This is a genomic window from Rhizobium sp. P32RR-XVIII, assembly GCF_012641395.1.
GTDB lineage: Bacteria > Pseudomonadota > Alphaproteobacteria > Rhizobiales > Rhizobiaceae > Rhizobium.
Genome location: NZ_JABAIH010000002.1, coordinates 369,450 through 381,791 on the forward strand (window position 1 = coordinate 369,450; position 12,342 = coordinate 381,791).

8 protein-coding genes and 1 pseudogene are annotated in these 12,342 nt (G+C 60.7%); 5 read left to right on the forward strand and 4 right to left on the reverse strand.

Translation table 11 applies throughout. The features are described 5' to 3' along the window. Positions 1 to 66 precede the first annotated feature (66 nt). From HGP14_RS06835 to HGP14_RS06855, 5 genes and pseudogenes are all read left to right on the forward strand, one after another. On the forward strand, positions 67 to 1,188 hold the full coding sequence (locus HGP14_RS06835) for an AI-2E family transporter (RefSeq protein WP_168829108.1): 1,122 nt from the start codon (positions 67 to 69) through the stop codon (positions 1,186 to 1,188). Beyond that, positions 1,185 to 1,883 (forward strand): DnaA regulatory inactivator HdaA, encoded by a 699-nt coding sequence (gene hdaA / locus HGP14_RS06840; RefSeq protein ID WP_168829109.1) that lies wholly within the window; start codon positions 1,185 to 1,187, stop codon positions 1,881 to 1,883. The genes HGP14_RS06835 and hdaA overlap by 4 nt, the downstream gene beginning before the upstream one ends. Positions 1,884 to 1,948: 65 nt before the next feature. Next, the gene (locus HGP14_RS06845; RefSeq protein WP_168829110.1) at positions 1,949 to 4,153 is read left to right on the forward strand and encodes an RNA degradosome polyphosphate kinase; all 2,205 of its coding nucleotides are present in this window, start codon (positions 1,949 to 1,951) and stop codon (positions 4,151 to 4,153) included. Between the two features lie 12 nt (positions 4,154 to 4,165). Continuing rightward, positions 4,166 to 5,689, forward strand: a complete 1,524-nt coding sequence (gene ppx / locus HGP14_RS06850; RefSeq protein WP_168829111.1) for an exopolyphosphatase — start codon at positions 4,166 to 4,168, stop codon at positions 5,687 to 5,689. A 133-nt stretch (positions 5,690 to 5,822) separates the two neighbouring features. Then, positions 5,823 to 6,700: pseudogene (locus HGP14_RS06855) on the forward strand (aldo/keto reductase family oxidoreductase). A 64-nt stretch (positions 6,701 to 6,764) separates the two neighbouring features. On the opposite strand, the gene HGP14_RS06860 reads toward HGP14_RS06855, so the two are convergent. The 4 genes from HGP14_RS06860 to HGP14_RS06875 all read right to left on the reverse strand — a co-directional run bounded on the left by HGP14_RS06860 (position 6,765) and on the right by HGP14_RS06875 (position 12,164). After that, positions 6,765 to 8,123: an esterase-like activity of phytase family protein gene (locus HGP14_RS06860; protein WP_168829112.1), complete on the reverse strand. Its 1,359-nt coding sequence runs from the start codon at positions 8,121 to 8,123 to the stop codon at positions 6,765 to 6,767. Between the two features lie 46 nt (positions 8,124 to 8,169). Further along, positions 8,170 to 9,243, reverse strand: a complete 1,074-nt coding sequence (locus HGP14_RS06865) for an adenylate/guanylate cyclase domain-containing protein (RefSeq protein WP_168829113.1) — start codon at positions 9,241 to 9,243, stop codon at positions 8,170 to 8,172. Between the two features lie 93 nt (positions 9,244 to 9,336). Continuing rightward, a complete protein-coding gene (gene rnd, locus HGP14_RS06870) occupies positions 9,337 to 10,482 on the reverse strand; it encodes a ribonuclease D (RefSeq protein WP_168829114.1) in 1,146 nt (381 codons plus the stop codon). Positions 10,483 to 10,772: 290 nt separating this feature from the next. Next, the gene (locus HGP14_RS06875; protein ID WP_168829115.1) at positions 10,773 to 12,164 is read right to left on the reverse strand and encodes a multicopper oxidase family protein; all 1,392 of its coding nucleotides are present in this window, start codon (positions 12,162 to 12,164) and stop codon (positions 10,773 to 10,775) included. Positions 12,165 to 12,342: the final 178 nt, after the last annotated feature.

Sequence of the window (12,342 nt, forward strand, 5' to 3'; positions counted from 1 at the left end):
GCATCCTATGTGCTTCAAGTACCGGCGCGAAGCGATCGCGCCAGGGGCGGACGAACGGGGAAAACGATGCCAAATCAGGTCAGCGGGGCTAGTCTGAAGCGTCAGATCTTTTTCTGGCTGGGCGTCTTCGTCTTCTTCGTCATCTTCCTCTACATCTTCAGCTCCATCCTGCTGCCTTTCATTGCCGGCATGGCCATCGCCTATTTCCTCGATCCCGTCGCCGACCGTCTGCAGCGCCTGGGCATGAGCCGCTTGATGGCGACGATCGTCATACTGGTCGCCTTCGTCATCGTCTTCGCGCTGGCGCTGATGATCCTCATTCCGGTGCTGATCAACCAGTTCAACGATTTCGCGCAGCGCGTTCCGGGCTATATCAGCCAGTTGCAGGCCTACATCGCCGACGCACAGGATTCCGTGATGCCGGACTGGGTCAAGAACCAGCTTGGTACGATCAAGGACAATTTCTCCGCAGTCCTTACGGAAGGCATGGGCTTCCTCACCGGCCTCTTTGCGCAGATATGGAACTCCGGCAAGGCGATCGTCGATGTCATCTCGCTGCTGGTCGTAACGCCGGTGGTCGCCTTCTATATGCTGCTCGATTGGGACCGCATGGTCGCCAAGGTCGATCAGTGTATCCCCCGCGACTATCTCAACGACGTCCGCCAGATTGCCCGCGAAATCGATCAGGCGATTGCCGGTTTCGTTCGCGGGCAAGGCTCTCTCTGCCTGATCCTCGGGATTTACTACGCGGCCGGGCTGTCGCTCGTCGGCTTGAACTTTGGCCTGCTCATCGGCCTCTTTGCCGGCATGATCAGCTTCATTCCCTATGTCGGCTCGCTGGTCGGTCTGGTTCTTGCCGTCGGCGTTGCCATCGTGCAGTTCTGGCCGGATTACCTGTGGATCGGCGCGGTGCTGGCAGTCTTCTTCAGCGGTCAGTTCCTGGAGGGCAATATCCTGCAGCCGAAGCTCGTCGGCCATAGCGTCGGCCTTCATCCGGTCTGGCTGATGTTCGCCCTTTTTGCGTTCGGTGCGCTCTTCGGCTTTGTCGGCCTGCTGGTTGCCGTCCCGGCAGCCGCCGTCGTCGGCGTGCTTGTCCGTTTTGCGCTCGCGCGCTACCTTCAGAGCGATCTTTATGCGGGCCAGTCGCAACCTGCTGCGGCCCGGAAGACAAAAGCCGATTCAAAATGAGCGACGTGAAGCGCAGCGCGGGGGAGCAGCTCCCGCTGGTCTTTTCTCATGATGCCGCAAGCAGCCGGGACGATCTCCTGATCTCGGACCGCCTGAGCGCTGCCGTGACTATCGTCGACGCCTGGCCGCAATGGCCATCTCCTGTCGTCATTCTCGCCGGACCGGTCGGTTCCGGAAAGACGCATTTGGCGACGATTTGGGAGGAGCGCAGCGGGGCCGAACGCATTCACCCGAAGTCCGGATCCGACGCCGCGCTTGCCGCTGCCAACGGTCCGGTTCTTTTCGAGGATGTCGACCGCCTCGGCTTCGACGACACCGAGCTTTTTCACGTCATCAACAGCGTGCGCGAAAACGGCAACAGCCTGTTGATGACCAGCCGTCTCTGGCCGATGTCTTGGCCCGTTCAGCTTCCCGACCTGCGCTCAAGGCTCAAGGCGGCGACGACCGTCGAAATCGGCGAGCCCGACGAGGAATTGCTGTCGCAGGTCATCGTCAAGCTCTTCTCCGACCGTCAGCTTAATATAGATGACAAACTCGTGCTCTATATCGTCAACCGGATGGAACGGTCGCTGAATGCGGCTCAGACGATTGTCGAGCGGCTCGATCGGCTGGCTTGGTCGCGAGGCACCAAGATCACTCGAGCGATGGCAGCCGAGGTATTGAATGAATTGGGAAATTCCGGTTCGCTTGATTGACTGTCACAGTTCCGTCGTGAAACTGATATAATTCGCAGGGACGAATAAACGGGGCGGATCGACATATGGACAGTGCAGTTGCAGAGCATCAGGAATCCCTTCCTCCAACACCGGCCGTCGTCCCTCCGCTGGAAGAGCTGCTGAGCAGTCCTGAACGCTTCATCAACCGCGAATTTTCCTGGCTGCAGTTCAACCGCCGTGTTCTTGAGGAAACCCTGAACACCGAGCATCCGCTGCTTGAACGCGTCCGCTTCCTGTCGATTTCCGCCGCCAACCTCGACGAGTTCTTCATGGTGCGCGTCGCGGGCCTCGAGGGCCAGGTCCGGCAGAACATCGCCATCCGCACACCGGACGGCAAGACACCTGCCGAACAGCTCGATGCCATTTTGCGGGAGATCGACAATCTGCAGATGGAACAACAGGCTTCGCTCGCCGTTCTGCAGCAGTATCTCGCCAAGGAAGACATTCTGTTCGTACGCCCCGGCGCTCTCAGCGACGCCGATCGGCAGTGGCTGGCGGCAGAGTTCGAACAGGCGATCTTTCCGGTTCTGACGCCGCTCTCGATCGACCCGGCCCACCCGTTCCCCTTCATTCCCAATCTCGGCTTCTCGATCGGTCTGCAGCTTACCAGCAAGCACGGCCGTGAGCCGATGACGGCGCTGCTGCGCCTGCCGCCCGCCTTGGACCGTTTCGTGCGCCTGCCGGATGACGGAGGGACGATCCGCTACATCACGCTGGAAGACGTGGCGAACATCTTCATCCACCGCCTCTACCCCGGCTACGAGGTGCAGGGCTCGGGTACGTTCCGCATCATCCGCGACAGCGATATCGAAGTCGAGGAAGAGGCCGAAGACCTCGTGCGCTTCTTCGAAACAGCACTCAAGCGCCGGCGCCGCGGCAAGGTGATCCGCATCGAAACGGATTCCGAAATGCCGGCGTCGCTGCGTCATTTCGTGGTGCAGGCGATGAACGTGCCCGACAATCGCGTCGCCGTTCTGCCGGGCCTGCTGGCGCTCAACACGCTCTCGGAAATCACCAAGGCGCCGCGCGACGATCTCCGATTTCCACCCTACAATGCGCGATTTCCCGAGCGCGTCCGCGAACACGCCGGAGACTGCTTCGCCGCAATCCGCGAGAAGGACATGGTGGTTCATCACCCCTACGAGTCTTTCGACGTGGTGGTCCAGTTTCTTCTCCAGGCTGCGCGCGATCCTGACGTTCTGGCGATAAAGCAGACGCTTTACCGCACCTCGAATGACAGCCCGATCGTCCGCGCGCTGATTGACGCCGCCGAATCGGGCAAGTCGGTGACTGCCCTTGTCGAACTCAAGGCCCGTTTCGACGAAGAGGCGAACATCCGCTGGGCGCGCGATCTCGAGCGCGCCGGCGTGCAGGTCGTCTTCGGCTTCATCGAACTCAAGACACATGCAAAGATGTCACTGGTCGTTCGCCGCGAGGAGGGCAGGCTCCGCAGCTATTGCCACCTCGGCACCGGCAACTACCATCCGATCACCGCGAAGATCTACACCGACCTTTCCTTCTTCACCTGCAATCCGGTGATCGCCCACGACATGGCGAACATCTTCAACTTCATCACCGGCTACGGCGAGCCGGAAGAAAGCATGAAGCTCGCGGTTTCGCCCTACACGCTGCGCGACCGCATTCTTCGTCACATCGACGAGGAGATCGCCCATGCCAAGAACGGAGCGCCTGCCGCTATCTGGATGAAGATGAACGCGCTCGTTGATCCTGAGATCATCGATGCGCTCTATACGGCAAGCCGCGCCGGTGTGGAGATCGATCTCGTCGTTCGCGGCATCTGCTGCCTGCGGCCGCAAGTACCGGGTCTGTCGGACAATATTCGCGTCAAGTCGATCGTCGGCCGCTTCCTGGAACACAGCCGCATCTTCTGCTTCGGCAATGGCCATGGGCTGCCGTCGGACAAGGCGCTCGTTTATATCGGCTCCGCCGACATGATGCCGAGAAACCTCGACCGCCGCGTCGAAACGCTTGTTCCGCTCACCAATCCGACTGTCCACGAGCAGGTTTTGTCCCAGATCATGCTCGGCAATATCATTGACAATCAGCAGAGCTACGAGATATTGCCCGACGGCACGTCTCGGCGCATGGAAGTGCGCAAGGGCGAAGAGCCGTTCAACGCGCAGCAGTATTTCATGACTAACCCCAGCCTGTCCGGCCGCGGTGAAGCCCTGAAATCCAGCGCTCCAAAGCTGATTGCCAGTCTGCTTTCCGGCTGGACCAAGAGATAAAACTGGACCTGCATGGTTGAATCAGAAGCCCAGGGGCGCCTTCCAGGAATAGCCCCGGTCTCCGTCATCGATATCGGGTCGAACTCGGTCCGCTTGGTCGTTTACGAGGGCCTCGCCCGGTCGCCGACGATCCTTTTCAACGAAAAGGTGCTTTGCGGCCTTGGGAAGGGCATCGCTTTGACCGGCAAGATGGATGAAGGAAGCGTCGCCCGCGCGCTGGCCGCTCTCCACCGCTTCAAGGCTCTGTCTGCGCAGGCACGCGCCTCGACCATGTACGTGCTTGCGACGGCCGCCGCGCGCGAAGCCTCCAACGGCCCCGATTTCATTCACAAGGCGGAAACGATCCTCCAACGCAAGATCCGGGTATTGTCCGGAGGCGAGGAGGCCAAGTTCTCCGCGCTCGGCGTCGTCAGCGGCTTCTACCATCCGGACGGTATTGCCGGCGACCTCGGCGGCGGCTCGCTGGAGCTCATCGACATCAATGAGCGCAAGATCGGCGAAGGGATTACCTTGCCGCTCGGGGGCTTGCGCCTCTCGGAATATGCTGGCGGCTCTCTCGCCAAAGCCCATACTTTTGCCCGCAAGCATGTTCGAAGCGCTGCGAAAATTCTGGAAAACGGCGCCGGCCGAACCTTTTACGCCGTCGGCGGCACCTGGCGTAACATCGCCAAGCTTCACATGGAAATGACGCAGTACCCACTGCATATGATGCAGGGCTACGAGGTCTCTCTCGAGGCGATGATGACGTTCCTCGAGCAGGTGGAAGTGGCAAGGGATTCCAAGGACCCGGCGTTCCAGGCGGTTTCGAAGCACCGCCGCACGCTTCTCCCCTTCGGTGCCGTAGCCATGAAGGAAGTGCTGGGTGCGATGAAGCCCGCCATCATTTCCTTCTCTGCGCAGGGCGTACGCGAAGGTTATCTCTATTCGCTGCTCTCGGAAGGCGAGCGCCGCGCAGATCCGCTGCTTTCGGCAGCCTCCGAGCTTGCGATCCTTCGAGCCCGCTCGCCCGAGCATGCGCGGGAGCTTGCGGAGTGGACCGGTAATGCAATGCTGTATTTCGGCATCACGGAAACCGACGAAGAAGCGCGCTACCGGCAGGCAGCCTGCCTCCTCGCCGACATCAGCTGGCGCGCGCACCCGGATTACCGCGGCCTGCAGGCGTTGAACCTCATCGCCCATTCCTCTTTCGTCGGCATCAGCCATCCCGGCCGAGCCTTTATCGCGCTGGCCAATTACCATCGTTTCGAGGGGCTGAACGATGACGGATCCACTGCGCCGCTTGCCAGGATTGCCGGTCCGCAATTCGCCGAGCGCGCCAAGCTTCTCGGTGGCATCCTGCGTGTCGTCTATCTCTTCTCGGCATCGATGCCGGGCGTGGTGAAGAACCTGACGTTCCGCAAATCATTCGATCCGGAAATCGACCTCGAACTCGTCGTGCCGTCGGAATACCAAGACTTCGCCGGAGAGCGCCTCGACGGACGCATGCAGCAGCTCTCGAGGCTGACGAACAAGCGGCTGGCTTTCTGCTTCGAGTAAGGGCGTCGCGATCTGGCGTGCTTCTTTGCCGGAAGTCATTGTCCGGAAATCCGGACAGCCCGTGCGGATTGTCTCCAGTTATCGAAGATGCCGCCGTGGCCTATTTTGCGTCGTCTTGAAACGGAGATAGATCATGTCCAATATCGAAAAGTCGGGTGCATTCACTCTTGGCGACCGCGCCGTAAAACGGCTCGGGTACGGTGCAATGCAGCTTGCCGGCAAGGCCGTGTTCGGCCCGCCAAAGGATCGCGCCGAGGCGGTCGCGGTGTTGCGCGAAGCGGTCGAAAGCGGCGTCGATCACATCGACACCAGCGATTTCTACGGGCCCCACGTCACCAACCAGATCATCAAGGAAGCCTTGCATCCCTATAGGGACGATCTGGTGATCGTCACCAAGGTAGGGGCAACGCGCGGGGCGGACGCCTCCTGGAACCCCACCTTTTCGAAAGAGGCGCTGACCCAGGCGATCCATGACAACCTCAAGAACCTCGGCCTCGACATCATCGAGGTGGTCAATCTGCGCGCGATGTTCGACGTCCACGGACCGGCGGAAGGTTCTCTTGAGGAGCCGCTGACCGTTCTCGCCGATCTTCAGCGTCAGGGGCTTGTCAAACACATTGGCCTGTCGAACGTCACCGCCAAACAGATCGCCGACGGACGAAAGATCACGGCGATCGTCTGCGTTCAGAACCAGTACAACCTTGCCCATCGCCAAGACGATGCGCTGATCCAGCAGCTTGCCGGGGAGGGGCGGCCTATGTACCATTCTTCCCGCTCGGCGGCTTCTCGCCGCTACAGTCTTCCACGCTTTCGGATGTCGCAGCCGAACTCGGTGCAACGCCAATGCAGGTTGCTCTTGCTTGGCTGCTGCAACGCGCGTCGAACATCCTGCCGATCCCGGGCACCTCGTCGCGCGGGCATCTGAGGGAAAATCTTGCGGTCGCCGACATCACTCTGCCGGCCGACGCCGTGAGGAAGCTCGACGGCATTGCCTCGGCGAAGGCTGCCTGACGGCGCCTCAAACGAAAGGGCGCCCGGCTTTCGCCGGACGCCCTTTATTTTTTCAGAACACGAATTACTTCGCGTTCAGGAAGTCGCCCACTTCGAGCAGGCTGAACTCGTTGTTGTCAGCCTTGTCGACTGCGCGGCCGGCCGAGAAAGGCAGGTTGTTGTCGTTGCCGATGATGATGTGTGTGGCATCGACGCGGTCGACGTTTTCGATCGTCACGAACGGCATGTCGTAGATACCGTCCTTGTTTCCGGCCTTCTTCTTGTTGTCCGGATCCTTGATGTTGAGGAGATCGATGTAGCCGATCTTGCGCACGGCCTTGCCGGCGTTGGCGTCGTTGAACTCGATCTTGTAGACGCGCTTGAGTTCGGCCGGCGCCTCGAAGCAGTCCGGCTTCGGCTGCTTCGGATCGGCGCAGGCCTTGTCCTTCGTGCCGGCGCCGTTGTCACGCTCGATGACGAGGGCGGTCGTGTCATCCAGCATGTTGAAGTCGCCGATCGAAACGCCCTTGTCCTCGAACGGATAGAGCCAGCTGCGGCCGGTCCACTTCTTGGCTGCGACGTCGAATTCGATGACGCGGATCGCGGTGTGGCTGTCAACGGATTCCATCTTGCCGTCGTCCTGATAGAGCGCGCCTTCGAGCAGGCCGTAGAGCTTGGCGCCGTCCTTCGACATGGCAAGCCCCTCGAAGCCGCCGGAGCGCTTCAGGTTGAAGACGGGGTTCTTCGCGGTCGGGTTGGCCGGCAGCTGGATCAGCGCGTTGTCCGGCGAGACGACTGGCTTGCCGTCGACCGTTGTCGGGATGACGTCGGTCAGCTGGCCCTTGGTATCAAATTTCAGAAGGTAAGGGCCGAACTCATCGCCGAGCCAGAATCCGTCGGCAACCGGTTGAACGGATTCGATGTCGAAGTCCGCGCCGGTCAGGTAGCGCGTGTCGGTGCCTTCCATGACGATCGGGAAGGGAGCGATTTTGTTCGGATCGGAGAGGAAGAGGTTCTGCATGACCTCAGCCTTGTTCGCCGCCCAGTCGAACTTCATCTGGTGCAGGAAGAGCATGGAGTCGGACGAGGTGAATTTCGAGCCGAAGCCGTTGTCGGAAAGCGTCCAGAAAGTCCCGTCTTCCATCATCTTGATGCCGGAGAAGCCCTGAACTGGCTGGCCATCGAGCGGCAGTTTGATGTCGGTGACGCGGACGCCGTCCTTGCCCGGGACGCTACCGAGAGCTTCGGTGCGCTTGCGATCCGGCGTCGTGAACTTGCCGGAAGTCTTCAGGAAGGCCGGGGCGTCGGCCGGAGCGGCGACGATGGTGTTGGCGGGCAGGATCGCCTGGCCGGCAAGCGTTGCGGTGAACTCCTGCTGGTCCGCGGAGGCGGAAGTGGCAATCAGAAGCAATAGGGACACGGAAGCGTAAAGTGCTGTTTTCATGGAGACCCCCATCAAATGAGTTGGCGGTTCCCGATTAGCAGTCCATTCATATCGCCGAATTGAAGGTTGAATGAAGCTTTGGTGACGCTCCCGATGCGGGCAGAGCCCGGGCCAGCGCCATGACGCCCAGTCCCTGGCCCCGGCCCTTGAGAGCGTGGACGCCGAGATCTTCGGCGTTTATCATTTCGGGCAGAGTGAGGCGCTGTGCAAGCTCGCTCGAAATCAGCACAGGCCGGTTCAGTGTTTTGCAGAGGCCTTCCAGCCGGGCGGTCGTATTCACCGTATCGCCGAAATACGTGATCTTGTGGTGGTCGACACCGATTTCGGCCGTGATGACGAACCCGCCGTGAAGCGCGGCCCGCAGGCGGGGCACCTGTCCATACTGCTTCAGCCAGCTTGCCGCATCCGCCTCGACGGCGGTCAGGATGTCGAAGACGCAGCGCACGCACCGGCCGTCCTTCAAGCCGCGCGCGAGCGGCCACGTAATGATGGCGGCATCCCCGACATAATCATCGATAGAGCCGCCGTGGCGACGCACGGGCTCCGCGAAGGTTGCAAACAACGCGCCGAGGAACTGTTGCGCCCGCAGGTCGCCATGTTTTTCGGCAAAAGGGGTCGAATCGATAAGGTCGATGAAGAGGAAAATGCGCTCCTCCTTGACCGGATTCCGGTAGCGGCTGGACAGCATGCTGAGGAAGACGTCGCGCCCCAGCAGCTCACGCACGCGCAATACGAAAATGATGACGGCGCAGACCGCCAGCGCGTAGATGAAGACCTTGAAGGGCATGATCAGAATGTGGCTCGGCGGCGCGGGCTCGAGCAAGCCGAACCACGAGAGGAGCGTGCCGGCAAGCGCGTAACCGATGCTCATCATGATCTCGTAGATCACGAGACCGGAAATGATGAAGGCGAGCGTCGGAAGTCTCTGAATGCGCCGGTAGAGGCCGCGAAGAAAGACCCTCCGCTCGAATAAAAGGATCGGCATGCCCATGAGTAGCGCGAAGATCGCGCCGATGACGGGTGTTTCCTCCAGGAAGAAGATGCGGCCGTAAAGGACGCCGCTCGCAGCCATCACAACCGCGATGAGCAGCCAGTTCTGCGCTGGAAAAATCTCTCTCATGGCATCCGGCCTGCTTTGACGTTCACCCGCATTTTTCCACGCAAGCCGTTTCGGTCAAGCAATTTTCGCGGGCGGTTCAGAGGCCGGTAGCCATCAAAGCGAAACGGTATCGACCTTCTTGCCCGCGAAACGGAGCGCGATCTCGCCCTTGATGAGCTGCAGCGCGGGTGCGCCGAACAGCTCGCGGCGCCAGCCGTGAAGGGCCGCGACCTCGGCTTTCTCGCCTTCCGCCGCAATCTTGTCGAGGTCTTCGCTGTTGGCGATGACTTTCGGCGCAACGCCGTGTTTTTCGGAAATCAGCTTGAGCAGGACCTTGAGCAGCTCGACCGCAGCGGCAGCACCTTCCGGCGCCTGCGTGTGGCGCGGCACATGCGGCATTTCGGCCTTCGGCAGGGCAAGGGCCGTGTTGACGGCTTCGAGAACCGCGCCGCCCGCAGCGGAGCGCTCCCAACCCTTTGGAATCGTCCGAAGTCGGCTCAGCGCCTCGGCATCCTTCGGCTGCTGCTGGGCGATCTCGTAGATCGCGTCGTCCTTCAGGACGCGCGAACGCGGCACGTTGCGGGAGCGCGCCTCGCGTTCGCGCCAGGCGGCGACATATTTGAGGATTGCGAGCTCCTGTGGCTTGCGCAACCGCATCTTCAGGCGCTGCCATGCATCGTCCGGATGCAGGTCGTAGGTTTCGCGCGCTTCGAGAATGTCCATCTCCTCGGAGAGCCAGGACGAACGGCCTTCGCGTTCGAGCTCGGCCTTGAGATAAAGATAGGCATCGCGCAGATGCGTGACATCAGCCAGCGCATAGTCGAGCTGCTTTTCGGAAAGTGGCCGGCGGCTCCAGTCCGTGAAGCGCGATGACTTGTCGATCTGCACGCCTTTCGTCCTGCCGACGAGCTGGTCGTATGACACGCTGTCGCCGAAACCGCAGACCATGGCGGCAACCTGCGTGTCGAAGATCGGATGCGGGATCAGCCCGCCGCGATGGAAGATGATCTCGATGTCCTGACGCGCCGCATGGAAGACCTTCAGCACGTTCGGATTGGCCATCAGTTCGAAGAAGGGTGCGAGATCGATGCCCTTCGCCAGCGGATCGACAAGGACTTCCGTCGTCGGGCTCGCCATCTGTATCAGGCAAAGCTCCGGCCAGAATGTCGTCTCGCGCAGGAATTCGGTGTCGATTGTAATAAATTCAGACTTGGCCAGCTCTTTGCAGGCGGCCGCCAAATCGGCGGTTGTTTCGATCATGTCAATTCATTCGCAAGGAAAAGGTCGATTAACCTTCCTTCTCCTTTACGCAGGATATGTCAATACGTTGAGGGCGATGGGTGACGTATGGCAAAGGCTATTCGCCGGGATGAAGCCTGTGCTTTACCCTGTTGTGGCGTTCATTTGCGAGCACGGCAATCCAGCCCCGGCGGCAACAATCGCAGGGAGAATGATGAAAGCAAAGATTTCGATGCCGTTCATGATAGCAAACCTTTGAGTGCACATCTGCCTCCAAATGTAGTGCGATGGCGGCCGAGAGGTCTACTAGATCAGGTCACCCGCACATAGCTCGTCATGCCGGTCTTCTGGTGCTCGATGATGTGGCAATGCAGCAGCCAGTCCCCGGGATTGTCGGCCACGAAGGCGAGCTGCACCTTTTCGTCGGGCTGGATCAAATAGGTGTCGGAAACGAGTGGCCTGACTTCGCGCGTCGAGGACGAAATGACGGTCAAGCTCATGCCATGCAGATGGATCGGGTGCAGGTGCGGCGTCACGTTTTCGAGCTGGAAGATGTAGCTCTTGCCAAGCTTCAGTTCGGCGAGAGGGGCTGTCGGATCGGGCGTGTCCCCCGGCCAGGGAACCTTGTTGATCGCCCAGAAGCTATAGCCGAGGGTGCCGCAGATGCTGTCGGCGGGCGCGCTTTCCGCCGTCGCGCTAAGCACCAGCGGTATGCGCTCCGCCGACGACAAATCCGCTTGCCGGACCGGGTTTGCAGCCAGCCGTCCAAGATCGAGCGCATCGCGTTTCAGCGTTTTTCCCACAGCGCGCAGGCTCGCGATCGTCTTTGGCGTGGTCCCGCGGATGTCTTCCAATGTTGCGACCGCTCCCTCGCTGTCCGGCATCCTCACGGCAAGGTCCAGCCGCTGTCCGGGGCCGACCTGCAAGAGTTCGAGCGGAAAGCGCTTCGGCACCGGATTGCCGTCGATCGCGATCACCGTCGCGGCGGCCCCTTCCATCTTCAAAGAGAAGATGCGCGTTACGTCGGTTATTGCGATCCGCAGGCGGATCAGCCCACCGGCTAGAGCATCGTATTGCGGTTCCCGCTGCCAGTTCGCGGTTCGCACCGTTCCGTATGTGCCAGTCTTTGCCGCATCCCGCGGCCGGAAGGGCGCGATGAACTGCCCGTCGCCGCCGAGCCGCCAGTCGCGCAAGTTGAGCACGATTTCCGCGTCGAAGACCGGGTCCGCAGGATCCTCCACGACGATGATCCCCGTCATGCCGTGGCCCATCTGCGTCAGCGTATTGCAATGCGGATGGTACCAGAAGGTACCGGCGTCGGGGGGCGTGAAGGCGTAATCGAAGCTGTCGCCGGTATAGACATAAGGCTGCGTCATGAACGGCACGCCATCCATCTTGTTGTCGATGCGCAGCCCGTGCCAGTGGATCGTCGTCGGTTCGTCCAGGCTGTTCGTCAGCCGTGCCGCAAACGGCTCGCCGCGCTGCATGCGCAAAACCGGCGGCATGCCTTGGTCGCCCCAGGTCATGATGTCCTTCGTCGAGCCCGCGTCTGTGAGCGAGGCCTCGGTCTTCACCGCTTTCAGCACTTGTGGCTGCGGCTCCGATCCAGCCAAACCGAATTTACCTGCGGCGCCCATGCCGATGCCATAAGCGCCCGCAACGGCGGATGCCTTCAGCAGATTGCGACGGGTGAGAAGGGGCATGGGGGCACTCCGGTCATGGTGGTGGCGCCATCTTTAAAGTTGACTGCGGATTTCATCAATAAGGAAGCGAAGACCAAACTGCCGCACTTGCCTTTACCCAAGGCTCGGAATAAACCACCCCAAAGTGGCAGTCCCTGCGGCCCAAGCCTTGACAAATCAGACCGTCCATGCGCTTTTC